A 26501-nucleotide genomic window follows, 5' to 3' on the forward strand; every position below is an offset into this window, starting at 1 on the left:
CCCGACAGACCATCATTATTGTTTCAAATAACCTTTTAAGTGGAATACCTCATCCATTGATTGACACATCCGGAACATGCGATGGACCTCGTTTTCGGGGTAGCTTTTGATTTCATCGAACGTCATCAGCCGCACTTCGGTAATAATCTGCCGATCGGCCTCCATTTCCGGATCGAATCCCTGGCGGAGGTGTCCTCCCACAATTCGAACCGCAAAAAACAGCTCCATCGCGTGCAGCGGAGTTTGCATAAATTCGTTGACGAACAGCAAATCGCCAACCTCAATGTCGAGACCGGTTTCTTCGAGAAATTCCCGGATAAGTGCTACATAGGCGGTTTCTCCGTATTGCGGCCCACCGCCGGGCGGGCACCAGAAGGTATCGGTCGGGCCGATGCCCCGGTGCCGGACCATCAGCAATTTCCCGTCAATCAGGCATAAACCGCATACCCGCAACCGCAGGCGATTGCCGTATAGCCGCATTACTTCTTCGCGTGCAATATCCAAGTGTTTAAGTCGTTTTTGGCAGCGCAAAGGTAGGAATTAATGGATAATGAAAAATGAACAATTACTAATGAAAGTCGGTGCCAGCGTGTTGCCACCCCTTCATTGTACCTTATTCATTTTTCATTCCCTTAATAAGGGCTTCCGGAGATGTAGCTTTCCAGGGAATCGATGCGGGCTTTCTGGTCGCGGATAATGGCCGAAACGACGTCATTGATGGAGATGATGCCAATGAGTTGTCCTTCGTCGACAACGGGCAGGTGGCGGATGTGTTTATCGGACATGATGATCATGGCTTCTTCCAGCTTTTGACCACTGCTGATGGTAATCAAATTGGCCGTCATCACTTCCCGGATTAGGGTGTCTTTCGAGGCCCGGCCTTTCAAAATCCCTTTCCGGGCGTAGTCACGTTCTGAGAAGATTCCGGACAGATTACTGTCATCGATCACCAGAACGGCACCGATGTTTTTCTGTGCCATCGTTTCCAGCGCTTCGTAAACCGTCGTGTCGGACGTTACGGAGTAAATGGTATTGATGGTTTTGCCTTGCAAAATCTGACGGATTTTCATGAGTTTGGAGAGGTTTTGGTAGTTGGGTTGGGATCAAAATACAAAATCCGTATAATAAAAGCAATTCATTATTGTATTCCCATGTTCAAACTGGCGTATTTTCTTTGAATAGTGAAAGTATATTTTACACTCATCCCTTTTCACAAAACGATTTAAGCGCTGACCGGCAAACAGCGTATGAAATCTCTCCATGAATTCGCATACGCTGTTTGCCGATCAAACGAATCAGGTATGGACCAGTGGAATACGGAGATGGGTAGGGCGGTTCTCCGGTTTGTCGACGATTCGTTTCTTAATTGTCTTTGCGATTGAGACACGGTTTATCTAGGTTTGAGAAAAAGTATATGCAGATGCTTAAACGGGGGGTAATCAGATTTGTAATTGGTTTGACAATGATCAGTCCGGTTGAGTCGGCGTGTCGCCGGCAACCGGTTAAGGACGTATCCGCCGAAACGAATGTTTTGATCGGTTCCTGGGAGAAAGTGAGCGGGTTAAAATGCAGTGAGGTGTACCCGAACGTCATCGAGTTCAGTGCGAACGGTATTTACCAAACGCAGTCGGAAGTTACCTCCGCAACGATGGCCTGGGATGCGGGGACGTATGCAGTCGACCGGCAAATCGTGACGATTTCGAATACGCAGGAAGTTTCGAAGCACTATCGGTTTGTAATCAAAAAAGAAATGGTTACGTTTGAAGACGATCAGGGCTGTAAATTTCCGTATCGTCGAATGTAAAACCGGCAAAAACCGGGCGTTTTTTCGTATATTAGTCCAATGAATGAAACTCTCACGCCCGCGCAGTTGCTGGCGAAACGCTTCCCTTTCAAGCCCACCTCCGGACAGCAGCATTTCTTCGAGCAGATGAATCAGTTCATGGTTCGGACTGAACACGAACATTACCGGGACTGCTTTTTATTGAAAGGATACGCCGGTACCGGTAAAACCACGCTGATCAGTACGCTGATCAAAGTATTGCCCAAGTTTGGATTCAAATCGGTTTTGCTGGCTCCAACCGGCCGGGCGGCCAAGGTCATGTCGAACTACTCGAAGCGCATGGCCCAGACGATTCACCGGAAAATTTACCGCCAGGTGGCCGACGCCAGTTCCGGCAGTCTGGTGTTTCAGCGGCAGAAAAACTACCACGAAGACACGGTTTTTATCGTCGATGAAGCCTCGATGATCAGCGATGATTCGGAAGTTGGGATGAACGGTTTACTGGCCGATCTGGTCGATTTTATTTTTGAAAACCCCGGAAACCGCCTGATGCTGGTAGGCGATGTGGCGCAGCTACCGCCCGTGGGCAAGGAACTGAGCCCGGCGCTGGACAAAGGTTACCTGGAGCGGCATTTCGATATGGTGGTCGTGGAACAGGAGTTGATGGAGGTCATGCGGCAGGACGAAAATTCGGGTATTCTGCTGAATGCGACCAATTTGCGGGATGTTCTGAATGACCCAAACCCGCGAATCGGACTCAACGTCCGGAAATACCGCGACATATATAAGATGACCGGCGAAAAACTGGAAGACGGCATTCGGTATTGTTACGATAAATACGGCCGGGAAAATACCATCATCATTACCCGTTCGAACAAAATGGCCGTGCAGTATAACCAGTACATCCGCCGGGTGATCAACCAGTGCGAAGAAGAACTGGATACGGGCGATATGCTGATGATTGTCAAGAACAATTATACGGTTTTGGAGGACGATTCGCCCGCCGGTTTTCTGGCCAACGGCGACTTTGTGGAAGTGATGAAAATCCGCAAGCGGGAGGAGCAGCACGGATTCAAGTTTGCGACGGTCACGCTGCGGCTCGTCGATCTGGATGAACAACCCGAATTCGAGAGCAAAATTTTACTCGATACGCTCTATTCTCCGCAACCGTCGCTCGGACGCGAAGAAAACAAGCAATTGTATGAGCGGGTGCAGCAGGATTATTTTTACATCAAATCAAAAAAGGAACGGTCCGAAGCCATTCGTCGTGACCCATACCTGAGTGCCTTGCAGGTGAAGTTTGCGTACGCGCTCACCTGTCACAAAGCCCAGGGGGGGCAGTGGCCCGCGGTTTTTGTGGATCAGGGGTATCTGCCTGATGGTCAGGTGAATCAGGATTTTGTGCGCTGGCTGTATACGGCTATCACGCGGGCTACCGATGAAGCATTTTTGATGAATTTTATGCCACAGTTTTTTGAATAACCGACGAAATGACGCTGAACGACTTTAACGCTTCTTTGGCAAACGCTCAACCGCCTTCCGGTTTACATCCCGTGGTGGAAGCGCTTTGGTACGATGCCAACGGAAACTGGGAGCGGGCCCATAACATTGCCCAAAGCCGGGAAGGCACCCGCGACTATGACCGGTTACACGCCTACCTTCACCGCAAGGAAGGAGACGAATGGAATGCGGGTTATTGGTATCGCCGGGCCGGAGCAACGGTTTTTTCCGGCACACTCGATGAAGAGTGGCGCCACTTGACCGCATCTTTTCTGGCAAAATAACGTGTTTTGACAGACGCGGTTTTCATGACGCCACGTCCAGGATTTCTCCGGCAGATTCCGTTCTACAACGCCTTAACCGGGAGTCGATACCTTCATGAGAATCAGGCCGGCGACAATCAACACGGCGGCCAGAATGCGCAGGTTATTAACTGGTTCGCCGAGGATCATCATGCCAACCAGAAAGGCACCGACTGCGCCGATCCCGGTCCACATGGGATAGGCCGTGCCTAACGGAAGCGCGCGCATGGAAAGGGATAGCAAACCAAAACTGGCCGCCATTGCGATAAATGTGATAACGGAAGGAATCAGCCGCGTAAAACCGGCGGACTGTTTCATTGAATAGGCCCATACAACTTCCAGCAGACCCGCTACGATTAAATAAATCCAAGCCATAACGCCCGATCGTTGAAAAATGCCGGGTCGTCCCGACGGTGTTTCCCACTACGGGGGAGGCCGTTCCTCCTGCTTCTTCACGGAACACAGGTTATCATGGAAATGTTTCCAGCCGCAAAATTCAGCCGGTTTTGGGAGTGGATATGTTTCATCCGTTCGGCAAACCACCGCATCGCGCGGATGGTCTAGCGACCATTCAGTTTCAGCAACGATTGTCCGGTTTGCCAGAGGGTCTTCAATTCGTCGATCTGATCGGCGCGGGGAGCCTTGTCGAGTAAGGATTCGCTTGTGTGAAGCACTTCCTGGGCCAGTGGAAGGACGCCCGACACAAGTGCGTTTTTTGCCTTCATCATCTCCAGACGAGCGGTTTCCAGATTATGTTGACTTTTTTCCAGATCCGCTTTGGCCTTCCGAAGTTCAAACTCAGAGGCCACCCATTTGGCGAGCGCTTTAAGGGAAATGATCTGGTTATCGGTCAGAATTCGCGGACGCCGGTCGATCACACAAAGGGTGCCCAGCGGATAGCCGTCGAGATTGACCAGGGGAACACCGGCGTAAAAAACAACATGGGGGTCTTTGAGGGTAAACGGATTGTCGTGAAAACGGTCGTCCAGCCGGGCATCCGGCACAATAAATGCCTCATCCGGATTGAGAATGGCGTGGGAGCAAAAGGTGAGTTCCCGGGGCGTCTCGCTTCCTTTCATACCACGTTGCGCCTTGAACCATTGGCGGTCTTTTTCGATTAATCCAATCAGCGACATCGGTGTCCGGCATATTTCCGAAGCCAGGTGCGTAATGTTTTCGTAGACCGACTCCGGTATGGAATCGATTAAGTGGTAGGATTCTAACGCCTGTAAGCGTTCCGTTTCATTGGCGGGTAAAGGGGCGGTTTTCATAAACAGGTTTGTAGGGGATACCTCCACGAAATCATTACTAAAGATAAGCGTTCAACCTGGTCAATGAAAACACCTGCCGACTTTGGCCATATTCCATCAACCTTCCTTGAGTCGATTTTGGAAATCATGACAATGCGCCTTTTCAGGAGTGTTATGTAAAAGCCGTTGAATGATTTGTTCTTCAATGTCTTGCTAAATCAAGGGTGAATTTTCAATTATATGATTGAAGTCTTTTTGGGTAAGAATAGATTTAAAGTAAATCAACTAATGGATATTTAATCAAATAAAAAGACACGGCTCATTCTGGCCGTGTCTTTGTTGTTTCTATTCCTAAACCCTTAATTAAAATTGTGTTGATGAAGTATAATCTTAACGGAGTCGGAATATATACGATCGTAGCTTAATAGCCGATTTCTTCTTCTTTTTGCAGCAATTCGTTCACATCTTCCAGCGGCAACCCAAATGCATCGGCAACGCCCTGGTAAACAACTTTGCCATTGACCACATTCAGACCCCGTTTCAGCTCTTCATTGTCCCGGCAGGCTTTCTGCCAGCCTTTGTTGGCCAGTTGCAGTGCGTACGAAAGCGTCGCGTTGGTCAGGGCCACGGTTGAGGTATAGGGAACGGCACCCGGCATGTTGGCCACGCAATAATGCACTACATTATCAATAATATACGTCGGATTTTCGTGCGTGGTGGGCGTACAGGTTTCAATGCAGCCACCCTGATCAACCGCCACATCCACCAGAACCGTTCCGGCCCGCATCAGCTTCAGCATATCGCGGGTAATCAGGTGAGGTGCTTTCGCCCCCGGAATCAAAACCGCTCCAATGATCAAATCCGATGTCTTGACGGCTTCCCGAATTTCGTACTCGTTCGACATCATGGTGTCGACATTCGGCGGCATGATGTCCGATAAATACCGCAAACGACTCAGGCTGATGTCCATGATCGTGACGTGGGCACCCAAACCAGCCGCCATTTTAGCCGCCTGCGTTCCGACGATGCCACCCCCCAGAATCAGTACATTGGCCGGCTTTACGCCCGGAACTCCACCCAGCAGGATACCCCGGCCTTTCTGCGGTTTTTCCAGGTATTTAGCGCCTTCCTGAATCGCCATCCGTCCGGCAACCTCCGACATCGGAATCAATAAGGGCAAACTTCGATCGGCTTTTTCCACTGTCTCGTAGGCCAGACAAACGGATTTACGGTCGATCATGGCGTGCGTGAGGGCTTCGGAAGAAGCAAAATGGAAATAGGTAAAGAGCAATTGATCTTCTTTAATCAGTTCGTATTCCGAAGCAATCGGCTCTTTTACTTTCATAATCATCTCAGAAATACCGTAGATTTCCTCAATGGTTGGCAGCATAATGCCGCCGGCATCTATGTACTCCTCGTCCTCAAATCCGCTTTCCACACCCGCATTGACCTGTACATAAACCGTATGACCGGCTCTCCGAAATTCGGCAACACCGGCGGGAGTCAGCGCAACCCGGTTTTCGTTATTTTTAATTTCTTTAGGAACACCAATGACCATTTGAGTGGGTGGTTGTGATGGATGGCGAATCGAATGCACAAAGGTATCAATTGCCAAACTTATTTCTGATTCTATAACTCAATTCGGGAAATACTGTTTTAATATCGTAGGATGGAAGGAAATAATTTGGTAACATAGCCAATGAATGGCTCTGTAAAGAAAAAAATCCGTTATGATTCTGGTAGACAAGATAGACCGGCAAATTCTGGCTCTTATGCAGGAGAACGCGCAACTTACCATTCACGAAATTGGTCAGCGCATTCATCTCTCCAAATCGCCCATCCACGAACGAATCAAGCGGCTTGAACGGGAGGGAGTTATTGAGAAGTATGTCACGCTCCTGAACAAGAAAAAACTAGGGAATTTGCTGGTGGTTTTTTGCCATGTCACCCTCGACAAACAGACCCGCGACACTTTTGTGGAGTTTGACCGGGCCATCGCCCAACTGCCGGAAATTATGGAATGCAATCTGGTTTCAGGCTCGTTCGATTACCTGCTGAAAATTATTGTTCACGATATGGAAAATTACAACCGGTTTTACCAGGAACGGCTATCGGTCATTCCCGGCATTCTGAACATCAGCAGCTTCTTTGTCATGTCGGAAGTGAAAAATACAACGGTGATCCCGGTCTGAAAACGGTTTCAATTTTTCTCAGGCTCCTGCCTATTAACGGGTCATGTCCCCGACATCCTATATATATACAGGTACGGTTTATCCGGTTAATTCAATGAACGATTGTAAACAATGAAAGCCGCCCAGCAAACGCTGAACGGCTTCAAGAGAATCACCCCAAATTTAATTACATCGGAGCAGAAGGAGCAAAGAATGGTCCGGCGATGGCCAGTACCTGGTCTTTCGTCAGCGGCTCATCAAAAGCTTCGTAAACCGAGCGGGCTGCTTTATCGGGCGTATACAACTTCATCTTGTTGGCATCCATATTGAAATAACCAACCAGATCAGCGCCCCCCTGTGATCCCATGTCTTCGTTTGCGTAGATTTTTGGATCAGGCTCCATTCCGTTTTCACCCATCGACGGCCAAACGCGCAGGCCCCGCATGTACCGTACCGCAGCTGCGTGACGGGCTTCTACCGAGTGAATCCGCAAAGCGACTGGAAGGGCGGTTTTTGACAGGGAAGAATTTTCTTCCAGCAAACAGGCCGCCTGTCCTTTGTAGGCCCGAACGCCGGTATCCTCCAATGCCTGGGCATAGGTCAGGAAAGTTGGGAAGTCTGCCGTAGCGGCAGCCAGCGTAGCCATATTGTATTTAGGCTGCATCTGATTCGGTTTATACCCTAAAAATCCTTCCAGTAAATCAACGTGCTGGGCTTCGTGTTTGGCAATCTGCACCACGTAAGGCCGTGCGCCCGGTGGAATAAGACCGCTTTTGAATTGACCGGCCCGGTAAAAATCGCGTTCCAGGTATTCGAGTGTCAGGGCATAATTCAGAATGGCCACGGTATCACCGGCACAGCCAACACTGTCCGCAGCCCAGGCTTTGTTGACCACCGAAGCAAAGAACAGAGAAGTGGTTGCGGCAGCTGCCGAAGTGGTTTTCAACATTTTCCGACGTGAGTGCGCAAACTTATCAGCGGCTTCCGGATCGGCTTTTTCGATTTGAGAGAATATTCCAAAGAGATTCATAGTAGCTTCAAGGGGTTACATGGTTAATGAGATCAAACTAGATGGGTCAATCTTGGTTTTGATGTATTTGCCGGCCCGGCCCAACACTTCCATGATGGTGAGCGACGCTTCCAATCCCATGTTATTAACCACATAATCACCGGCAAACAAACCACCATTTGGCTGGAGAATTGAGCTGATCAACGATGCGTGTCGGGCTTCAACCGAAACAATTTTTCCGGCCAGATTCAGATAAAGCAAAGCAGCAGCTTTTGACTCCGGAGTCGAGCCCAACTGGATATATGGCCCAACACCGTTGTAAGCAGCCACGCCGGTATCCTCCAGAACGCGGGCGATGTTCAATACTTCGCGCTGATTTTTGAAGTCGATGCTGCTCACGTCGAATTCCAGTTCTCCGATGGCATTACCGCCCAGCGCTACTTTGAAAAATTCGCGGTGAACCAGCTCGTGATCGTGAATATCCTTGAAAATTTTCTCCGTTGTCGGATCATTTTTGAATGTGCCTTTTTCAACTACCGTGTAGTAAAAAGCGGTTTCCAACTGCTCCAACGCGTAGGCATAATTCAAAATAGCAATGTTGCCCATTCCAAAACTGACGGCGCCGTCTGCGCCAACCCGCGCACCGGAATTGGCAGCCGGAGACATGTCATTTATTGAGTTTTGGCAAGCGGTCATAAAAGCTGCCGCCGAAACTGTGGTCAACCCTAATGCACGCAGAAACATCCGGCGTTCAACCGATGGAATTGCGGGTACACTCGGTCCTTTTTTGGGGGTAGAGGTACTTGTTAATTCTTTCATAAGAAAAGTGAATTTGTTAATAGGGTGTATAAATGAATTTTCATTCAAGACACCCATACGAACGACGCATCCCGGTTTTTGGATTTCAGAAAGGTGAAAAAATATTGATTAAGGCCGATATTCGAGGGAACGGGATACCTAAAGGCCTGATTTGAAGCGTAGAAGCCAATTTTGGCAAAAAAATAGTTTGAATGGCGATGCGGAAAACCGTCCGGCCAGGCAGTTGCAGGATACGGAAAAATTTTACTCCTCCCAACCTTTTGGCTTTATCCGCAAATCAGGTGGGGAACATGGCGGATAATAATGGCTGTGGAAGGCAGTTCTGTACGATTTGCGGCAGGTTGTAACTAATTTTTCAGGAAGATCAGAATTTTTAGCTACTCAGGAATGGATGGTGTGCTGGTCAAAACCGGTCCGTGTGTTTGTTGAATAACACCGCGCAGCAACGGTTTAAAAGCACCAAAAGCCAAAACCGCCATTTCCGAAAGCCACTTGTCACCGAAAAGCCGCTGCACGCTCCGGCCCACCCAAAGACGACGGGCAAACCGGCTTTTCCATTCTTTTTCGTAGCGTTGTTCCAGTTGCTCACGGGTTCGTTTGTTTCTCAAATAACTGGAAGACAGCTGGCCTAACAGTTTGCCACTGTGAATGGCCATCGCCATGCCGTTTCCGCAGAGCGGAGTGATCAAGCCCGCCGAATCTCCGGCCATCAGGACGTGCTGTTCGACGGCGCGTTTGTTGGCGAACGAAAATTCGTTGATGACCTCCGGCTTTTCATACAGAAAATCCGCGTTTTCATAAATCCGCTTCAGATGCGGATTTTGGAATAAAACCGCTCGTTCCAACGCCGGAATGGTGCCAAACGCCCGCAGATCAGCGCGTGTCGTCAGGTAGCAGAGGCAGAATTTGTCGTCTTCGATGGACGATAACCCGCAGTAGCCATTCCTGAAATTATGAAGCGAGATGGTGTTGGCAGGAGCATCGATTCGGATGTGGTATTTGACGCCGACGTAAGGCGATGCATTTTGCAGAAACGACCGTTGCAATTGCTTGTCAATTTTTGACCGTTTTCCATAAGAACCAATTACTAGCCGGCTGGTAATCGACTGACCATCATTGAGTTCAACCGAAAACGTATTGTTCGTAAATAGTACATTTTCAGCTTGTTTCCCCAGTAAAAACCGAACCCCCGCCGATTGAGCCAATTGATAAAGACTGGCATCGAGGGTATACCGGCTGAGACCAAAACCGCCCATATCCAGTTGGGTTTCGAGCAAACGGCCCGATGGAGCGGAAAACTGAAACCGGTCAATGTGCGTCGCGCCCAGCGTTTGCAGGTCAACGCCCAGCGATTCGAGGTAAGGTCGCACTTCATTCGAAACGTATTCACCGCAGACTTTGTGAAACGGGTAGGTTTTCCGCTCGATTACCGTCACCGAATGCCCGGCCCGCGCCAGTTCCAGTCCGCTGATCAATCCGGCCAAACCGCCCCCAATGATGATAGCATCCATGCTGACGGACCAGTTACAGTCGCTAAGTTTAAAGGGAATTTGGTAAATGTAGCGAAACTTCACGGTTGGATAAACAAAAACGAGCAACCGGCGGACAGTTGGAAAAACCGTCCTACCTTTGCGACATGTCGACAACGTTTCAAGATTTCCAGAACGACTGGCAGCAGAATTTTGCCGCGTATATCGACGATTATCAATCCGGTCGACAGTCGTTCATTCCCCATTTGTTGCCCGGGCACGCGGTTCGGTTTCCGGTGTATCAGACGCTGGACATTCTGGCGGGGCGCTTTGGATTTGCCACCGTTCAGCAGGCACTCGATCCAACCTATACGGTGACGAGCCCGGTTGCGGGCCAGATGAACGGTAACTGGCTGAAAAAGACCCGAATGGCGGGAGTTAATGTCCGCACGATCGGGACGTTCTGGAATGTCGTCAACTACGTTTTGACGCTTCCTGCCGTTCACAACAGCATCCATTTACTGCCGATCTGGGAACCCGGCGTGGTGGGGAGTCTGTACGGCATGATCAGCTGGAACATCAATCCGGAGTTTTTTAGTGATGACTTGTATCAGGTGCTCACCCATCTGGATACACCCGAAAAACAACTGAAAATCGTTGTCAATCTGCTGCACCTGATGGGTCGTACAGTAGGGATGGACGTGATTCCGCACACGGACCGGTTTTCGGAAATGGTGCTTTGTGAACCCGAACTTTTCGAGTGGGTTCGTCGCGAAGGTCCGGTGCTGGTCGATACCTCCGAAGCGGTTTGCGGCCAGGTGAAACAGGCCATTCGGCAGTGGGGAGAAAAATACTGGCATTTTAGCGGTGACATCCCGTTTACGCCCGAAACCCTTTTTGGCGAAGTTCGTGACTACGACGGTCGGCTCAAACGCAGGCTGTCGCTGATTAAATACCTGGTGGAACTCGGTTTTGAAACCGTACCGATGACCATGGGGCCGCCTTACCGGGGACTGTACAGCAAACCGGATCGGTTCGTGGTCGATGAATACGGCCAGAAATGGTATGAATACGGTTTTTCGGAGCCGCAGCCCATGTCACGGGTGTTCGGTCCGCTGACCCGTTATAAGTTCTACCACACCCAATCCGACGATCATACCGGCCCCCTGGATTTCGACGAACCCAATTCGGAAGCCTGGGCGTACGTTTGCCAGCATTATTTCGAGTGCCAGCAACGGTATCATTTTGATTTTATGCGGGGCGATATGGCGCACGTTCAAATGCGCCCCGATGGCGTTCCCGAGCAGATTGTCGATTTTTATGATCCCTTGCGGACCATCAAACGGTATATTCAGACGCAGGGCGTTCTCTACTTCGGTTTTTTTGCCGAGACTTTTCTGGCTCCACCTGACACGATGGGGTACGGCGATGAAATAGCGCATCTGGAAGCGATTGAAGCCGACACCACACTGGGCGATTTGCAGTCGACAGTTGTTAACTCGTCCGAGTTTCTGGCGCGCTTCCAATCGTATCTTGAACTGGCTCAAAACCGCCGGTTTTCGCCCAGTTTCACGGTCATGACGGCGGATAAGGACGATCCGCGCTTCGACGTATTTTATCGAACCGGGAACATTACCCGGTACTTTATTGCCTTATTTCTGAGCGCTTTACCGAGTTATGTGGGGCTCGGGTTTGAGGTCCGTAACCGGCATGAAGGGCGGGGAAAGAATGAAGAATACAGCAAATTATACGTGTTCAGCATTCAGAACGATTCCGAAACCGATAAGGTGACGCACGGCCCATTCCGTTGGGGGCAAAACGGCGAACAATTCCGGACGGTGTTACAACTGCGGTTTTTGGCGGATACAATTGGGTCGGAAATGCTGGAAGAACCCGTTCGCTGGCTGATTCCGCTCGATCCGACCGGTTTTCAGCCGGTTATCGCCTGGACCCAGCAAGCCAACCCGAGGTACGTTTTTATGGTTAATCTGAATCAGGAAGAGTCCGTTCAACCTGTTTTGCTACCGACTGAGGTGGCAGATCGTCTGGAATTGGTGCTCGACACCAGTAGGGATTCACTAACTGGTCAGGATGAAGTTGATCGGCTGCCGATTTTAGATCCCGGCGTCTGTCGGGTTTACCAGGTTTTATAGATGGAATGAGTTACGGAAATCAACAAAAGATGGGAATAGCCGCCCCTTCAGCGCAGGCCGTAGCCAAAGCGCGAATAGCCACTCAGCTGATTTTTCTGGTTTGTGGCCTGGGCATGGCGAGTTGGGCTCCGATGGTGCCCTACGCAAAAGACCGTTTGGGGCTGAATGACGCCAACCTGGGTTTTTTACTGCTGTTATTGGGCGGTGGAGCTATGTTGATGATGCCGATTTCGGGCTGGCTGGTGGGCCGATTTGGCAGCCGCATCGTCATGGCCAGTGCCGCAGTCGTTTTAGCCATTGCGCTGCCCCTGCTACTCATCCTGCCCTCGACTCCGGCCATGGCGGTGGCGCTTTTTATATTCGGGTCGTGTGTCGGAACCATCGACGTAGCCATGAATGCGCATGGCGTTCAGGTGCAAAATTTGTACGGAAAGCCCATCATGTCGTCGATGCACGGACTGTTTAGCGTGGGAGGGCTGCTCGGTTCCCTGGGTTTGGGTTTTTTGATCAAACTGGGGCTCAATCCCGTGCATGCCGCAGTCAGTATCGCGGTGCTGATGATTGGCATCACGTTAACTCAATTCAAATTCTTGTTTCCGCCTTCCGTTGAGCAGCAGGCGATTGTCCGGTTTTCGGGGTCAGAAAAACCGGCGCAGACTAACCAGCGGTTTCATTGGTTGCAGGGGAGTGTTTTGTTTCTGGGCATCATGTGCTTTGCGGTTTTTCTGGCGGAAGGAGCGATCCTCGACTGGAGTGCCATCTACCTGCGCGACATCAAAGGCATTGAACCGGAGTTTGCGGGAGCAGGGTATGCGGCTTTTTCAGTAGCCATGGCCGTGATGCGGTTGGTCGGCGATCGGCTTGTGGCCCGGTTAAACAGCAAATCGGTGGTGGTGGGCGGGAGTTTGATTGGGGCTGCCGGTTTGGGAATCGCGGTTTTAAGCCCCTGGGTAATCGGAGCGCTGGCTGGTTTTGTGCTGCTAGGCATCGGAGCAGCCAATATTGTGCCCATTTTTTTCAGCGAAGCCGGCCGTCTCCCCGGTATTTCACCGACGGTGAGCATTTCGGCCATTACGACAATTGGGTACACCGGCATGCTGGCAGGCCCGGCCATGCTGGGTTACATCGCCCAACAGTTTTCACTTTCCATCGCTTTAGGATTTCTGGCGTTGCTCCTGGTGCTGGTTGCGCTGAGCTATGGTGTCAAGGGGAAAACCAATTAAATTCCTTTTTATTTCTCGCCCTAATTTCGGTTAACAGAAAGAATGATTCAACTTAATTTCGGCTTCAACAGCCGTATAAAAAGAAAACCCGGATGGTTTAAATCCGGGTTTTTTCAGTCAATATAGTAAGCTATAATGAGTAATGAGTTCTTCAATTACTGGGCTTCCACATCGCCATAGGTAATTTTCGGAATGGCTTTGTCGATCATGTAACGACCGACGCCTTCTTCGCCAATCACATCGAATAATTCGATGGCGCGACGGGCCACATATTCTTCTTCAATTTGCTCCTTCACAAACCACTGCATGAATTGATCCGTGGCGAAATCGTTCAGCTGACGGGCAGTTCCAACAATGCGGTTGATGGAGTTACTAACGGCAATTTCCTGTTGAAGAGCCAGTTCAAATACATCCCGGAAACCGTCGAAATCTTGGGGAACGTTGGTTATTTCGGGCGAAATGGCGTGGCCACCCATGTCGGAAACGTAATTGAACAGTTTCAGCATGTGGTTCCGTTCTTCGTTTGATTGCTTATAGAAATAACCAGCGCTAAAGTCAAAACCGTTGCGGTCGCACCAGGCAGCCATTGCCAGATAAATAGCTGAAGAGTGGGCTTCCATTTTTATTTGTTCGTTGAGGATTCGCTCGATTTCTTCCTTGAGCGAGGTTCTCATTCTAACCAAGTCTTTCATCGTTTTATCAGTTTTTGGTTCTTGACCAGATGGGCGGATTATTTCCTTTTCTGTTACAAGAATACTGAATTCAACCGAAAAAAGTTTTGAGCCTCAGAAATTTGGAAACAGTCTAATTGCAGTGATTCAATCGATTGCAGGTTTGATAAAAACGAACCCGAAGCGGTTTTTGGGAAAAGAATAGACTGACTACACGGTTAACTAGAAAACCAGCGTGCTGTAAAGCCGTTCGTTCAGGAGGGTATTCAGGTCGAGCACAAACCGGGTACCGGCCAGCAGGTCGCGCAGGGCGATGAGATCACACAGACCCAGCACAAAAAGATGGCCCGTGCGGGGCGCATCGATCACTTCAACGTCGTAGGCGTCGTCGGTGTTGAAAATCATGGTATGAATATCCACTGAATCAACCCGCTTTTTGAACGTCAGAAAATCGGAAATCCGGAGCGAAACCCGTGTTTCTCCGAACTGAATGATAATCCGATTGGTTGTATCGCATTGATAGGTCGTGCCTTTGGTGTTGGCAAACAATTCAGTTAAACGATGGGTATTCGACACGGATGATACAAAATAGAAACAGTGAACAACAAACCAGTACGCGTTTGACTCCGTAAAAGTACAATTGGAATGCAAACGTGTCAAGATTAATTTGAAACTATTCTAAATAAATTTATTTGAATAACGTATTGAAAGTAGTGAATAGTGTCTGAACGTCAGCGAACTGGAAAATGCCGGGCGGTTTGTTCGCATTTTTCAGACCGAACGTTGTTCAATCCGTGGTGGTTTCGGCTACCTTTGTTCCATATCTTGATGAATCCGCATGAATCGTAATCTGGTAGATGGCCTGAATTTTTTCTCGAAAGTGACGCCGAAGCGTGCCTGGAATGCGTTAAAAGTATTGTCGAGTTACTACGAGTCGAAGTGGACCGGAAAGGCGGTTCACCGGGGTTCGCCCATTGCCATTTCGTTTGAGCCAACCACTTCCTGCAACCTCCGCTGCCCCGAATGTCCGAGCGGTTTGCGGTCGTTTACACGCCCGACGGGTATGTTGCCCGCCGATCTGTTCAAGCAGACGATTGACGAAATTGCCGACACCCTGTTATACCTGACGTTTTATTTTCAGGGCGAACCGTATTTGCATCCGGACTTTTTAACGCTGGTCGGTTACGCATCCCAAAAAGGAATTTATACCGGCACCTCCACCAATGCTCATTACCTGACCGATGCGAACGCGAAAAAAACCGTGGAATCGGGATTGGACCGGCTGATCATTTCGATCGACGGCACCACGCAGGAGACCTACCAGCAATACCGCGTGGGAGGGAAGCTGCACAAGGTGATTGAAGGAACGAAGAACATCATCAAGTGGAAAAAAGCGCTGAAGTCGAAAACGCCCCACGTCATTTTCCAGTTTCTGGTGGTCAAACCGAACGAGCACCAGATCGCCGACGTCTATCAACTGGCCAGGGAACTGGGCGTGGATGAGGTTGGATTGAAAACCGCCCAGATTTACGACTTCGAACACGGCTCCGACCTGATGCCGACCATCGATAAATATTCCCGGTACGAAAAGACCAGCGATGGGACGTACGCCATTAAAAACGCATTGGATGGCCATTGCTGGAAAATGTGGCATTCCTGCGTCATTACCTGGGACGGTCTGGTGGTGCCCTGCTGTTTCGACAAGGACGCTCATTACCGGCTGGGTGATCTGAAAGAACAAACGTTTGCGCAATTGTGGGACAGCGGCCCGTATCAGCAATTTCGGCAAACCCTCATTCAGTCGCGCTCCGGAATCGAAATGTGTAAAAACTGCACGGAGGGAACGCAGGTCTGGGCCTGATAACAAATAAATAATATATCCGGAAACCGCAGCAGGTAACGGTATAGACACTCAGATGGTTAGCCCAAGAATTGGTGGCTGCGTTTTTTTATCCGTGAAACATTTTCAAAAAAACCGTGAAACGTTCCTTGCTTTAGAATAAGCATCTGCGGATATTTGGGTCTGTAACAAACAAACCCATGGGTAAAGTTATTGCCATTGCTAACCAAAAGGGGGGCGTCGGGAAAACCACCACAACGATCAATCTGGCCGCCAGTCTGGCCGCTCTCGAGTTTCGAACGTTGATTGTCGATGCTGATCCTCAGGCCAACTCCACGTCGGGTCTGGGTTATAATCCGAAAGAAATTGAGAACAGCATTTACGAGTGCATGATCGAAGACATTCGCACCCGTGATGCCATCATTCAAACCGATTTTCCCAACCTGGATTTGCTGCCTTCCCACATTGATCTGGTGGGGGCGGAAATTGAGATGATCAATCTCAAAAACCGGGAGGAGAAAATGAAAGAGGCTTTGCACGATGTGAAAGAAGAATACGATTTCGTCATCATCGACTGCTCACCCTCCCTCGGCCTGATTACCATCAATAGCCTGACGGCCGCCGATTCGGTCATTATTCCGGTTCAGTGCGAGTATTTCGCCCTCGAAGGTCTCGGTAAGTTGCTGAATACCATCAAGATCATTCAGTCGCGGTTGAACACGTCGCTGGCCATTGAAGGAATTCTGCTGACGATGTACGACTTACGGGTTCGGTTATCCAATCAGGTGGTGGGTGAAGTAACGGCCCACTTCCAGCAGATGGTTTTCAACACCATTATTCCGCGCAACATTCGTCTGAGTGAATCACCCAGTTTCGGATTACCGGTTTTGGCGCAGGACGCCGACAGCAAAGGCGCCATCAGCTATTTGAATCTCGCCCGCGAAATTCTCATTAAAAATGGCCGGTTGCCACAGGATCAGACCGTATAATATCCAACACGAATCAAGCAGCCATGGATAATACGAACGCAAAAAGTAATCCGAAGAAAATGATAGGTTTGGGCCGGGGATTGGGAGCCTTATTGCACGACAGCGACCAGGTCAACCGACCCAGTAAACCGTCGCCGTATGAGTCCATTTCGACGATGACGGAAATCAGCGTCAACCACGTTGAAACCAATCCGTTTCAGCCCCGGACCCGGTTCGACGAGGAAGCATTGATGGAACTGGCGGAGTCGATCCGTGTGCAGGGAATCATTCAGCCCATTACGGTTCGGCAACTGGGCCGTGACCAATACCAGCTGATTGCCGGTGAACGGCGCTTGCAGGCATCGAAACTGATCGGGTTGACGCACGTTCCGGCGTATGTTCGGCAGGCCAACGACCAGCAAATGCTGGAAATGGCGCTGATCGAGAACATTCAGCGCGAAAACCTGAATTCGATCGAAATTGCCCTCAGCTACCAGCGGCTGATTACCGAGTGTAGTCTGAAACAAGAGGAACTGGGCGCGCGCGTTGGTAAAAACCGCACGACGGTGAATAATTACATCCGGTTGCTGAAACTGCCGCCGGTTATTCAGGCGGCATTGCGTGATACCAAAATTTCGATGGGCCACGCCCGGGCTATCATCAATGTCGACAATCCGGACATTCAGATTCGGCTTTTCAACAAACTGATCGACGAAGACTGGTCGGTTCGACGGGTGGAAGAAGCGGTTCGGTCGCTGTCGACAACGCCCGAACAGGAGCCTGAACGCCGTTCGACGCCGTATAAGCAGGAAATCCGGGGACTTCAGTTTAAGCTGTCGTCGATGTTCGGAACCAAGGTTTCGATCAAGGCAGACGACAAGCACAAAGGCGAGATCAAAATCCCGTTTACGTCGCAGGATGAGATGAACCGGATTTTGGAAGTACTGAACTACAAGGCATAAAAAATGTTAATTACCCGGCTTTCTGTTGTTTCACTGGCAAACCGTTCGTTGTTAAACTAGCGTTTGTATTGCATTCAGCAGAATTATGACAGCATACCGGATAATTAATGTGAAAAAGTGGAGAAACTTTGTTGGGGTTAGTGCCTTTGTTTTGCTGGCGGGTATGTCGATGGGACAGACGCCATCAGCTTCACCGGTTGGTAAAACCGAACTGATTACGACGGATACGACCAGCAAAGTAGTTGCGGCTGATACCGTTCCGTTGACGGCCAAACAGAATGCGGCAATTCGCAAAATTGTTCCCCGACAGTCCACCATTCGGTCGGCGCTGGTGCCGGGTTGGGGCCAGATCAGCAACGGGCACTGGTGGAAAGTGCCGATCATCTATGCCGGTTTTGGAACGATGATTTACTTTTCCCGCCAATACAGTAAGGATTACAAGTTTTACCGGAAATACGGAATTATTGCCAATTACAGCCCGGGTCAGGTCACGCAGGTACCGGGTTATTCAGTAGACATCGGAGTGGCGCAACTGGAACGGGCCGCCCGGGCCGTGGCCCGGTACCGCGATTATAATTTGCTCGGTTGTGGGCTCTTGTGGGGTGTCAATGTGATTGAAGCCAATGTTACCGCTCACCTGAAAACATTCGATATTTCGGAAGATTTAACGATGCAGGTGAAACCCGGTTTATTGATGCCCGTTATCGGTCCATTGCCGGTGCCGGGCATTCGAATTGCTTTTCAGTTTAAAAACTAATTAATGATTCACAGCTAATTAATGAAAATATTATTACTCGGATACGGTAAGATGGGCAAAACCATCGAACAGATTGCACTGGACCGGGGGCACGAAATTGCGGGTCGGATCGATATCAACAACCGCGCCGATCTGGAAACACTAAGGAAAGACGATGTCGATGTGGCCATTGAATTCAGCGCACCGGAAGCCGCCGTCGACAACATCCGGGATTGCCTGAAACGCGGCTGGCCGGTGGTTAGCGGTACAACCGGCTGGCTCGAACACCGCCTTGAAATTGAAGCATTGTGTCGCGAGACGCAGGGCGGTTTTTTTTACGCATCGAACTACAGTATCGGAGTCAATCTGTTTTTTCGGCTCAACAAAATACTGGCCCGGTTTATGAAAGGGTATCCGTCTTACCACGTCTCGATGACCGAAATCCACCATACGGAGAAAAAAGACGCACCGAGTGGAACGGCCATTACGTTGGCCGAAGGGATCATTGACCAGTTGCCAGACAAAACGCGTTGGATCAATGACGCGGAAGAACAGCCCGATGCGGTTTTGATCGAATCCCTGCGGGAAGGGACGGTTCCGGGAACGCACGTTGTCCGGTACGATTCAGATGTCGATACAATTGAGATCAAACACGTTGCCTACAGCCGCCAGGGCTTTGCCCTCGGAGCGCTCACCGCCGGCGAATGGCTCGTTGGCAAACAGGGCATTTTCGGTATGGAAGATCTGTTGGGGGAAAGTATTTAATAAAGTTGCTATTAATGAACATCGAATAGTGAATAACGAATAACGAAATTGACTCTGCCGTGTGGCTCAATATTCCTTATTCATTGTTCATTATTCATTATTTTACAAGAGCATGTCAGTTGTTAAAAACCAGGAAACCGCCACCAAACGCAGTGAAAAGAAAAAATCGCCGTTCCGTGAGTGGATTGATTCCATTGTATTTGCGGTTGTTGCGGCTACGCTGATTCGCTGGCTGTTTATGGAAGCGTTTACAATTCCGACGCCTTCCATGGAGAAGAGCCTGCTGGTAGGCGATTTCCTGTTTGTAAGTAAACTACATTACGGAACCCGGACGCCCAAAACACCGTTGCAGGTGCCGTTGACGCACCAGAAAATCTGGGGAACCGAAATCCCTTCCTACCTCGACTGGATTCAACTGCCGCAATTCCGGTTGCCCGGTTTCTCGTCGGTCAAACAAGGCGATGTGGTCGTGTTCAACTACCCGCCTGAAGAGTATCCGACGGATCTGAAAACAAACTACATCAAACGTTGCATTGCCGTTGGCGGTGATGTGCTGGAAGTGCGGGATCGGAAAGTATTCGTCAATGGGCAGGTTTTCCCGGATCCGGTAAAATCGGAAACGGAATACTTCCTGAAAACCAATTCGGTGATCAGCGCTAAAGTCTTCAAGCGGTACGACATTACGGATTTTGAGCAAAGTACGGAAACATACGGCGACACGATTGCGGCCAATGACGCATCCGGCTACCGGATTCATACTACCCCTGAAACGGCGGCCCTCCTGAAACAGCAGGATTTTGTGCAGGGCATCGACGCGATCAGTTCCGCCAAAGGTATGGTCAATCCGTTCCAGCCGGTTTATCCGCAGTCGTCCCTGTTTCCCTGGAATGTCGACAATTACGGTCCGATCACGGTTCCGAAAGAGGGTGCAACCATTCAGCTGGATGAGAAAAATATTGCGCTTTACGGCCCGGTAATTCAGAAATACGAAGACAACGAAAAAGTTGAGCTGGACGGAAAATCGGTCAAAATCGACGGCAAGGTCATTACCTCCTACACCTTCAAGCAGAATTATTATTTCATGATGGGCGATAACCGCCACAACTCCGCTGACTCCCGGTACTGGGGCTTTGTTCCGGCCGATCACATCGTGGGCAAGGCGGTTTTCATCTGGATGTCCATTGATCCCAATCCGGAAAGTGTTCTGAAGAAAATCCGCTGGAATCGCTTGTTCCGGATTATCGAATAAAACACACCTATCGACGGATTTTAGTCCGTGTTTTAGCAAGCTAGACCAAGTAGCAGGAATAAAACGGACTAAAGTCCGTCGGTACGGGTCACCACTCGATTTCGGTCAATCCTTTCTTTTTCAAATACGCATTGGTTTGGCTGAAGTGCCGGGTGCCAAACCAGCCGCCCCATTGGGCCGCCATGGGTGATGGATGTTTAGCTTTGAGAATCAGGTGTTTGCTGGCGTCAATAACCGCACCTTTCTTTTGGGCATAAGCGCCCCACAACAGAAAAACCAGGTTTTCTTTTTCGGAGGAAAGATGCTGGATGGCCGCGTCGGTAAAGGTTTCCCAGCCTTTGTTCTGGTGCGAACCAGCCTGATTGGCCCGTACGGTCAGGGTAGCATTGAGCAACAAAACGCCCTGAACCGCCCAACGTTCGAGGTTCCCGGATTTGGGAATGGGCGTACCCAGATCGGTCTCAATTTCTTTAAAAATATTAACGAGTGAAGGTGGTTTGGTGATGCCATCGTTCACCGAAAACGCCAGCCCATTGGCCTGGCCTTCGCCGTGATAGGGATCCTGCCCTAAAATAACCACCTTGGTTTGATCGAACGGGCATTTATCAAACGCGTTGAAAATGAGCTTGCCCGGCGGATAACACCGTTGCGTTGTATATTCCGATCGGACAAATTCGGTCAATTGGGTGAAATACGGTTTTTCAAATTCTGCCTGCAGACGTTGCTGCCAGGAGGGTTCAATCGCAACCTTCATGAAGATAGGGTTTGAAATGTCGAGGTAAACAATAAACACAATTCCGGTCAAACCCGGGCTGTTTTATTTCAATCAATCGGGCAAAATTAGGCGAAACCTAAAATATTTGATGACCCTTTTTGGAATTATAAACTCTAAAATTTAATTTTCGTTTTAAGGTTTATAAACAACAGATCAATAAATGATATCGGCAGTAACCGACGGCGTCAAGGTCAGCGTCATGACGGAATACCAACCGGAATATTCCAGTCCGATGCAAGCTCATTTTGTTTTTACGTACCGGATTACCATCGAAAATAAAGGAACCTCAACCGTTCAGCTGCTGCGCCGTCACTGGGTTATTTACGATGGGAACGGCATGGCGCGCGAAGTGGAAGGGGAGGGCGTTGTAGGCCAGCAACCCATTCTTGAACCGGGCGAAACGCACGAATACGTGTCGGGCTGCAACCTGCGGTCGAGTCTGGGCAAAATGAGCGGAACCTATTTGATGGAGCGGATTATTGATGGAAAGCAATTTCGGGTCAATATTCCGGAGTTTATGATGGTGGTTCCGTATCGGTTAAATTAATTTCATGCAGTAAAAGTCCGCCTGAGCGGTTTTCATTTCTTGATTCGTGCTTATATAAAGTATCTTCTGAAAGCGCGGGATGCGCATTCCCTGCATTCGCCTTTCGTTTTTGATCTCTATTCCACCATCATCCGACCCGATAATCCGGAGGAGCAGGCATTTGTTCCTATCCATGCCTTGCAGCAGGAGCTGTTAAAGGATGACCACCGGATTCAGATCACCGATTTTGGAGCGGGTTCCCGCATCAATTCAGCGCGGGAGCGGGCCATTCGGGATATTGCAAAAAATTCGCAAAAACCGGAGCGGTTTGGCCGGTTGATGTATCGGCTCATTCGGCGGTTTGGTTCTCAGGTCATCGTTGATTTGGGGACTTCACTTGGCATCACCACATTGCACGAAGCCGCAGCCGCTCCTAGCGCCCAAATCCTGACATTTGAAGGATGTCCGCAAACCGCAGCCGTGGCTGCCCGCAATTTTCAGAAACTGAATCGGACGAATGTTGAAATTATAACGGGAAATATTGATCAGACATTACCAGAACGATTGAAGACCGTCCCGAAGGTTGATTTTGCGTTTTTTGACGCCAATCACCGCTACGAACCAACCGTACGGTATTTTGAAACCTGTCTTTCAAAAGCGCATAATGATACCTGTTTTATTTTTGACGATATTCACTGGTCGGAAGAAATGGAACAAGCCTGGGCGACGATTAAAGCGCATCCTTCGGTGACGGTTTCGATCGATTTATTTTACATCGGTCTCGTGTTTTTCCGAAGTCAGCAACCCAAACAGGACTTCATATTAACGTTCTGAATGCGGGTCCACGCCGGGAAATAAACCAGTCATTGTTCTCGTTTTCAATACGATTCATCCCATTCACTGTAGAATTTCTGTCCTATGCAACGGCATTTACATCCTTTTAAACTGAGTTTGTTGGGAGCCTTAGGGTTGGGTCTTTTGGTCGCATCCTGTCAAAAATCCGGGGAAGACCCGGACGCTCAGCCCAAACCCGTTGCGTCCAGTCTGGACCAATTACAACGACGGATTCTGACGCCGACCTGTGCCGTGTCGGGCTGCCATTCTTCCGAAAGTGATCCGACCTTTAATCAGCATCATTTAGTGCTGACCGCCAACGTGGCCTACAAAAACCTGGTCAGTGCAGAACCTTCCAACAGTACTGCCAAAGCCAATGGGTTGTTGCGCGTGAAGCCGTTTGCTGCGCTGGAAAGTTTGCTGTACCACAAATTGAATACCGCAGCCAGTCACCACAGCGGAGCCAATTACGGGAATCCGATGCCGTTGGGGAAAGAGCCGCTGACCGTTGGGCAGATTGAGTTTGTTCGGCGCTGGATCGAAGCCGGAGCACCCAAGGAAGGGGCCGTTGTCGATTCGACCCTGCTGGACGACAAAACCCCGAGTACGCCGGTGACGGGCAATTTTGAAGGCTTGCCGGTCCCGGCGGCCGGAACCGGTCTACAGATGAAACTGGATCCGTTTACGATCATTCCCAATTTCGAGCGGGAGTTGTTTATTCGGAAAACGATTGGCAATACGCAGGATATGTACGTAAACCGGTTTGAAGTAAAAATGCGGCCCAACAGTCATCATTTTGTGCTCTATAATTTCCGCAATAACCAGAATCTGCCCGCCATGAACGAGGTTCGGGACTTGCGTAATTCCGACAATACGCTGAATCTGCTGACGGCGCTATCGATGCAAAACCACGTTTATTTTATTGGTGTACAGGCACCTTACATCGACTATGCTTTTCCGGAAGGTACGGCGTTATTAATTCCGGCTAATGCCACGATGGACATGAATTCGCATTACGTGAATAAAACGACGGCTTCCATTACCGGTGAAGTTTTTGTGAATTTATATACCACTGAAAAGGCAAAAGTGAAGAGCGTCGTCAAAACGATGGATTTTAATAACACGGACCTGCCTATTCCGGCCAAAACCCGCGTAACGCTTTCCAAAACGTTTGTGATGTCGAAACCGGTCAAAGTGCTGGTTCTGACTTCTCATACGCACAAATTGGGCGAAAAATTTGTGGTGAAGATCAAAGGTGGAGCCCGGGATGGGGAAGTGATTTATACCTCAACGGATTGGGAGCATCCGGATATTAAAACCTTTACAACGCCCATTCTTCTGGCAAAAGGCGACGCGCTGGTATCCGAAATTACGTACAACAATACCACCAGCAAAGACGTAAATTTCGGGCTGACCAGCGATGATGAAATGGGAATTATTTTTGGCTATTATTTGGAAGAGTAGAAGTGAGAAGATAGACAAGAGACAATAGAAATACCAAGTCTTTCATCTCTTGTCTCACTTCTATCTTCTCAAGCACAAAAAAACCGCTCAAGCTACTTGAGCGGTTTTTTTGTGCTTGTTCAATTATCGCGCTACTTCGACCTGAACACGTTTGCCTTTGATGGTATTTCCTTCCATCACGTCGACAACCTTGTTGGCAAATTCGCGGGGAACGTCAACGTAGGTGTGTTTGTCGAAGATGTCGATATGGCCGATGCTGCTGCCCGGGATGTTCGCTTCGCCGGCAATGGCACCCACAATGTCGCCCGGACGGATGAAGTCACGGCGACCCACACTGACAAAGATCCGGGTCATGTTGGCTTCCTGTTCGCGGGGAGCGCGGTTGTCGTCGCGTTCAAACCGGCGACCTTCACCCCGGCTGTCTTCGCGACCGCCAAAACGGGGTGCCCGATCCCGATCACCAAAGCGGCTTTCGCCACGGGTACCACGTTCGCTAAAGCGTGTACCGCCATCACGGCCACCACGATCGCCGAAACGTGAACCGCCATCGCGGCCACCACGATCGCCGAAACGACCGCTGCTTTCACGGCCCCCGCGATCCCGATCACCGAAGCGTGAACCACCTTCCCGGCGTTCCCGACGATCGTCGTCGTGACCCAGGTTCTGGTCGGAGAATTCGTTTTTCTCGATGCCCATCCCGCGTTTGACGAGGGCCGAAACGATTTGCTCCGTCGAAAAACCGGAGTGATGCAGGGCCGTCAGCAGATCATCGTACAGATTCAGATCGGTGCTGCTTTCGATGGTTTGTTTTACCTGGTCGATAAACCGCGCTTTGCGCAGACCGACGATGTCTTCGAAAGAAGGAATAACACCTTTTTCAATCCGAACTTTGGTGTAATTCTGGATTTCGCGCAGGCGGTATTTTTCGTCTTTGCCGACCAGCGAGAATGCTTTTCCGGATTTCCCGGCGCGGCCCGTCCGACCGATGCGGTGTACGTAATATTCTTCGTCGAGGGGAATATCGAAGTTGATAACGGCGTCAACATTGTCAACGTCGATGCCCCGGGCGGCTACGTCGGTAGCGACCAGAATGTTGGTGACACCCGAGCGGAATTTCGACATCACGTTGTTTCGTTGCGCCTGACGCAGATCGCCGTGCAAGCCTTCGGCCTGATAGCCACGGATTTGCAGATCTTCGACGATTTCGTCAACCCGTTTTTTCTGGTTACAGAAAACCAGCAGCAGGTTCAGGTTGTGCATGTCGATCAAACGACACATCACTTCCACTTTGGCCTTCGGTTTTACTTCGAAGAAAACCTGCTCGATGTTCTGGGCGGTCAATTCGTTTCGCACCACTTTTACCAGAACGGGATCTTTCTGGAAACGCTGGGTGATCGTCATGATCGGTTTCGACATCGTGGCCGAGAACAGAATCGTCTGACGGTCTTCCGGCATATCTTCCAGAATGCTTTCGATGTCTTCCCGGAAACCCATGTCGAGCATTTCGTCGGCTTCGTCCAGAATCATCATCCGGACGTTATCCAGTTTCAGGGTCCGACGCTCCATGTGGTCCATGACACGACCGGGCGTACCGATGACGATATGCACACCACTTTTCAGTGATTTGATCTGGCGTTCGATTGAATCGCCACCGTAGATGGCTTCAATCCGAATGCCTCTTTTAAATTTGGATAATTTCCGAATTTCTTCGGCTACCTGTACGGCCAGCTCGCGGGTTGGGCACAGCACCAGTACCTGCGGGTGACGTTCGGTTACATCGACCAGATTGACGGCCGGAATCCCAAAGGCAGCGGTTTTTCCGGTACCGGTCTGAGCCTGACCAATCACGTCGCGGCCTTGAAAAATGGGAGGGATGGCTTCGGCCTGAATAGGTGAGGGATGTGTAAATCCCATTTCAGTAACCGCCTGCAACAATTCGTCTGGCAGGTTCAGATCGGCAAATGTCCGTTGGTGATTGCCAGGGACAACAATAATTTCCTGTTCAGTGATTTCAGGAGTCATACTTGTAAGA

The 26501-nt window shown here is 49.8% G+C and carries 27 protein-coding genes; 15 read left to right on the forward strand and 12 right to left on the reverse strand.

The window, feature by feature from the left end; translation table 11 throughout:
* Positions 1-15: 15 nt before the first annotated feature.
* On the reverse strand, positions 16-504 hold the full coding sequence (locus EHT25_RS02950; RefSeq protein WP_229311416.1) for an NUDIX domain-containing protein: 489 nt from the start codon (positions 502-504) through the stop codon (positions 16-18).
* Between the two features lie 128 nt (positions 505-632).
* Positions 633-1070, reverse strand: a complete 438-nt coding sequence (locus tag EHT25_RS02955; RefSeq protein ID WP_124870418.1) for a CBS domain-containing protein — start codon at positions 1068-1070, stop codon at positions 633-635.
* A gap of 392 nt (positions 1071-1462) precedes the next feature.
* Between EHT25_RS02955 and EHT25_RS02960 the strand changes: the two genes are divergently transcribed.
* From EHT25_RS02960 to EHT25_RS02970, 3 genes are read left to right on the forward strand one after another with little or no spacing between them, the layout of a single operon-like run.
* On the forward strand, positions 1463-1804 hold the full coding sequence (locus tag EHT25_RS02960; protein WP_124870421.1) for a hypothetical protein: 342 nt from the start codon (positions 1463-1465) through the stop codon (positions 1802-1804).
* A 39-nt stretch (positions 1805-1843) separates the two neighbouring features.
* A complete protein-coding gene (locus EHT25_RS02965) occupies positions 1844-3265 on the forward strand; it encodes an ATP-dependent DNA helicase (protein WP_124870423.1) in 1422 nt (473 codons plus the stop codon).
* A gap of 8 nt (positions 3266-3273) precedes the next feature.
* A complete protein-coding gene (locus tag EHT25_RS02970; protein WP_124870426.1) occupies positions 3274-3567 on the forward strand; it encodes a hypothetical protein in 294 nt (97 codons plus the stop codon).
* Positions 3568-3639: 72 nt separating this feature from the next.
* On the opposite strand, the gene EHT25_RS02975 is transcribed toward EHT25_RS02970, so the two are convergent.
* From EHT25_RS02975 to ald, 3 genes are all read right to left on the reverse strand, one after another.
* Positions 3640-3960: a DMT family transporter gene (locus EHT25_RS02975; RefSeq protein ID WP_124870429.1), complete on the reverse strand. Its 321-nt coding sequence runs from the start codon at positions 3958-3960 to the stop codon at positions 3640-3642.
* 185 nt (positions 3961-4145) lie between these two features.
* Positions 4146-4856 carry a GAF domain-containing protein gene (locus EHT25_RS02980; RefSeq protein ID WP_124870432.1) on the reverse strand — a complete coding sequence of 237 codons (711 nt, stop codon included), beginning with the start codon at positions 4854-4856 and terminating at the stop codon, positions 4146-4148.
* Positions 4857-5256: 400 nt separating this feature from the next.
* A complete protein-coding gene (gene ald, locus EHT25_RS02985; RefSeq protein WP_124870435.1) occupies positions 5257-6393 on the reverse strand; it encodes an alanine dehydrogenase in 1137 nt (378 codons plus the stop codon).
* Between the two features lie 172 nt (positions 6394-6565).
* On the opposite strand from ald, the gene EHT25_RS02990 reads away from it, so the two are divergent.
* On the forward strand, positions 6566-7027 hold the full coding sequence (locus EHT25_RS02990) for an Lrp/AsnC family transcriptional regulator (RefSeq protein ID WP_124870438.1): 462 nt from the start codon (positions 6566-6568) through the stop codon (positions 7025-7027).
* A 166-nt stretch (positions 7028-7193) separates the two neighbouring features.
* On the opposite strand, the gene EHT25_RS02995 is transcribed toward EHT25_RS02990, so the two are convergent.
* From EHT25_RS02995 to EHT25_RS03005, 3 genes are all read right to left on the reverse strand, one after another.
* Complete coding sequence (locus tag EHT25_RS02995; protein ID WP_124870441.1) at positions 7194-8036, reverse strand: ferritin-like domain-containing protein; 843 nt, start codon at positions 8034-8036, stop codon at positions 7194-7196.
* A gap of 15 nt (positions 8037-8051) precedes the next feature.
* Positions 8052-8834, reverse strand: a complete 783-nt coding sequence (locus EHT25_RS03000; RefSeq protein WP_221622236.1) for a ferritin-like domain-containing protein — start codon at positions 8832-8834, stop codon at positions 8052-8054.
* A 377-nt stretch (positions 8835-9211) separates the two neighbouring features.
* Entirely contained in the window at positions 9212-10345 is a 1134-nt protein-coding gene (locus tag EHT25_RS03005) for an NAD(P)/FAD-dependent oxidoreductase (RefSeq protein WP_124870445.1), read from the reverse strand.
* Positions 10346-10470: 125 nt separating this feature from the next.
* On the opposite strand from EHT25_RS03005, the gene EHT25_RS03010 reads away from it, so the two are divergent.
* Both EHT25_RS03010 and EHT25_RS03015 read left to right on the forward strand, forming a co-directional pair.
* Positions 10471-12456, forward strand: coding sequence for a hypothetical protein (locus EHT25_RS03010; RefSeq protein ID WP_124870448.1), 1986 nt, complete (start codon positions 10471-10473; stop codon positions 12454-12456).
* Between the two features lie 29 nt (positions 12457-12485).
* A complete protein-coding gene (locus tag EHT25_RS03015) occupies positions 12486-13679 on the forward strand; it encodes an MFS transporter (RefSeq protein ID WP_124870451.1) in 1194 nt (397 codons plus the stop codon).
* 155 nt (positions 13680-13834) lie between these two features.
* Here the strand turns inward: EHT25_RS03015 and EHT25_RS03020 are convergent, their stop codons facing one another.
* Positions 13835-14371, reverse strand: coding sequence for a ferritin (locus EHT25_RS03020; RefSeq protein ID WP_124870453.1), 537 nt, complete (start codon positions 14369-14371; stop codon positions 13835-13837).
* A gap of 201 nt (positions 14372-14572) precedes the next feature.
* Positions 14573-14926 (reverse strand): hypothetical protein, encoded by a 354-nt coding sequence (locus EHT25_RS03025; RefSeq protein WP_124870456.1) that lies wholly within the window; start codon positions 14924-14926, stop codon positions 14573-14575.
* 262 nt (positions 14927-15188) lie between these two features.
* Here EHT25_RS03025 and EHT25_RS03030 point away from each other — a divergent pair, with 262 nt between their 5' ends.
* The 6 genes from EHT25_RS03030 to lepB all read left to right on the forward strand — a co-directional run bounded on the left by EHT25_RS03030 (position 15189) and on the right by lepB (position 20870).
* Positions 15189-16211 carry an SPASM domain-containing protein gene (locus EHT25_RS03030; RefSeq protein WP_124870459.1) on the forward strand — a complete coding sequence of 341 codons (1023 nt, stop codon included), beginning with the start codon at positions 15189-15191 and terminating at the stop codon, positions 16209-16211.
* 179 nt (positions 16212-16390) lie between these two features.
* Positions 16391-17179, forward strand: coding sequence for a ParA family protein (locus EHT25_RS03035; protein WP_124870462.1), 789 nt, complete (start codon positions 16391-16393; stop codon positions 17177-17179).
* A gap of 23 nt (positions 17180-17202) precedes the next feature.
* Positions 17203-18120 (forward strand): ParB/RepB/Spo0J family partition protein, encoded by a 918-nt coding sequence (locus EHT25_RS03040; protein ID WP_124870465.1) that lies wholly within the window; start codon positions 17203-17205, stop codon positions 18118-18120.
* Between the two features lie 109 nt (positions 18121-18229).
* Positions 18230-18877 carry a DUF5683 domain-containing protein gene (locus EHT25_RS03045; RefSeq protein ID WP_124870468.1) on the forward strand — a complete coding sequence of 216 codons (648 nt, stop codon included), beginning with the start codon at positions 18230-18232 and terminating at the stop codon, positions 18875-18877.
* A gap of 21 nt (positions 18878-18898) precedes the next feature.
* Positions 18899-19621, forward strand: coding sequence for a 4-hydroxy-tetrahydrodipicolinate reductase (dapB, locus tag EHT25_RS03050; RefSeq protein ID WP_124870472.1), 723 nt, complete (start codon positions 18899-18901; stop codon positions 19619-19621).
* A gap of 112 nt (positions 19622-19733) precedes the next feature.
* Positions 19734-20870, forward strand: a complete 1137-nt coding sequence (gene lepB / locus EHT25_RS03055; RefSeq protein ID WP_124870475.1) for a signal peptidase I — start codon at positions 19734-19736, stop codon at positions 20868-20870.
* Between the two features lie 88 nt (positions 20871-20958).
* Here the strand turns inward: lepB and ung are convergent, their stop codons facing one another.
* Positions 20959-21624, reverse strand: a complete 666-nt coding sequence (gene ung / locus EHT25_RS03060) for a uracil-DNA glycosylase (RefSeq protein WP_124870478.1) — start codon at positions 21622-21624, stop codon at positions 20959-20961.
* A gap of 181 nt (positions 21625-21805) precedes the next feature.
* Here ung and apaG point away from each other — a divergent pair, with 181 nt between their 5' ends.
* The 3 genes from apaG to EHT25_RS03075 all read left to right on the forward strand — a co-directional run bounded on the left by apaG (position 21806) and on the right by EHT25_RS03075 (position 24469).
* A complete protein-coding gene (gene apaG / locus EHT25_RS03065) occupies positions 21806-22192 on the forward strand; it encodes a Co2+/Mg2+ efflux facilitator ApaG/CorD (RefSeq protein ID WP_124870481.1) in 387 nt (128 codons plus the stop codon).
* A gap of 39 nt (positions 22193-22231) precedes the next feature.
* Positions 22232-23005: an O-methyltransferase gene (locus tag EHT25_RS03070; protein ID WP_124870484.1), complete on the forward strand. Its 774-nt coding sequence runs from the start codon at positions 22232-22234 to the stop codon at positions 23003-23005.
* 84 nt (positions 23006-23089) lie between these two features.
* On the forward strand, positions 23090-24469 hold the full coding sequence (locus EHT25_RS03075; RefSeq protein ID WP_124870487.1) for a monooxygenase: 1380 nt from the start codon (positions 23090-23092) through the stop codon (positions 24467-24469).
* A gap of 123 nt (positions 24470-24592) precedes the next feature.
* Here EHT25_RS03075 and EHT25_RS03080 read toward each other — a convergent pair whose 3' ends face one another.
* Complete coding sequence (locus EHT25_RS03080; protein ID WP_124870490.1) at positions 24593-26491, reverse strand: DEAD/DEAH box helicase; 1899 nt, start codon at positions 26489-26491, stop codon at positions 24593-24595.
* Positions 26492-26501 lie beyond the last annotated feature (10 nt).

The sequence above is a fragment of the Larkinella rosea genome, assembly GCF_003858635.1.
GTDB lineage: Bacteria > Bacteroidota > Bacteroidia > Cytophagales > Spirosomataceae > Larkinella > Larkinella rosea.

Coding starts and splice junctions, on each gene's coding strand:
- EHT25_RS03020 (WP_124870453.1), bottom strand. CDS start 14,371: ATGAAAGACTTGGTTAGAATGAGAACCTCGCTCAAGGAAGAAATCGAG.
- EHT25_RS03015 (WP_124870451.1), top strand. CDS start 12,486: ATGGGAATAGCCGCCCCTTCAGCGCAGGCCGTAGCCAAAGCGCGAATA.
- dapB (WP_124870472.1), top strand. CDS start 18,899: ATGAAAATATTATTACTCGGATACGGTAAGATGGGCAAAACCATCGAA.
- EHT25_RS02970 (WP_124870426.1), top strand. CDS start 3,274: ATGACGCTGAACGACTTTAACGCTTCTTTGGCAAACGCTCAACCGCCT.
- EHT25_RS02960 (WP_124870421.1), top strand. CDS start 1,463: ATGATCAGTCCGGTTGAGTCGGCGTGTCGCCGGCAACCGGTTAAGGAC.
- ung (WP_124870478.1), bottom strand. CDS start 21,624: ATGAAGGTTGCGATTGAACCCTCCTGGCAGCAACGTCTGCAGGCAGAA.
- EHT25_RS02990 (WP_124870438.1), top strand. CDS start 6,566: ATGATTCTGGTAGACAAGATAGACCGGCAAATTCTGGCTCTTATGCAG.
- EHT25_RS03080 (WP_124870490.1), bottom strand. CDS start 26,491: ATGACTCCTGAAATCACTGAACAGGAAATTATTGTTGTCCCTGGCAAT.
- EHT25_RS03000 (WP_221622236.1), bottom strand. CDS start 8,834: ATGAAAGAATTAACAAGTACCTCTACCCCCAAAAAAGGACCGAGTGTA.
- EHT25_RS03040 (WP_124870465.1), top strand. CDS start 17,203: ATGGATAATACGAACGCAAAAAGTAATCCGAAGAAAATGATAGGTTTG.
- EHT25_RS02965 (WP_124870423.1), top strand. CDS start 1,844: ATGAATGAAACTCTCACGCCCGCGCAGTTGCTGGCGAAACGCTTCCCT.
- EHT25_RS03010 (WP_124870448.1), top strand. CDS start 10,471: ATGTCGACAACGTTTCAAGATTTCCAGAACGACTGGCAGCAGAATTTT.
- lepB (WP_124870475.1), top strand. CDS start 19,734: ATGTCAGTTGTTAAAAACCAGGAAACCGCCACCAAACGCAGTGAAAAG.
- EHT25_RS02995 (WP_124870441.1), bottom strand. CDS start 8,036: ATGAATCTCTTTGGAATATTCTCTCAAATCGAAAAAGCCGATCCGGAA.
- ald (WP_124870435.1), bottom strand. CDS start 6,393: ATGGTCATTGGTGTTCCTAAAGAAATTAAAAATAACGAAAACCGGGTT.
- EHT25_RS02975 (WP_124870429.1), bottom strand. CDS start 3,960: ATGGCTTGGATTTATTTAATCGTAGCGGGTCTGCTGGAAGTTGTATGG.
- apaG (WP_124870481.1), top strand. CDS start 21,806: ATGATATCGGCAGTAACCGACGGCGTCAAGGTCAGCGTCATGACGGAA.
- EHT25_RS03075 (WP_124870487.1), top strand. CDS start 23,090: ATGCAACGGCATTTACATCCTTTTAAACTGAGTTTGTTGGGAGCCTTA.
- EHT25_RS03005 (WP_124870445.1), bottom strand. CDS start 10,345: ATGGATGCTATCATCATTGGGGGCGGTTTGGCCGGATTGATCAGCGGA.
- EHT25_RS03030 (WP_124870459.1), top strand. CDS start 15,189: ATGAATCGTAATCTGGTAGATGGCCTGAATTTTTTCTCGAAAGTGACG.
- EHT25_RS03035 (WP_124870462.1), top strand. CDS start 16,391: ATGGGTAAAGTTATTGCCATTGCTAACCAAAAGGGGGGCGTCGGGAAA.
- EHT25_RS02955 (WP_124870418.1), bottom strand. CDS start 1,070: ATGAAAATCCGTCAGATTTTGCAAGGCAAAACCATCAATACCATTTAC.
- EHT25_RS02980 (WP_124870432.1), bottom strand. CDS start 4,856: ATGAAAACCGCCCCTTTACCCGCCAATGAAACGGAACGCTTACAGGCG.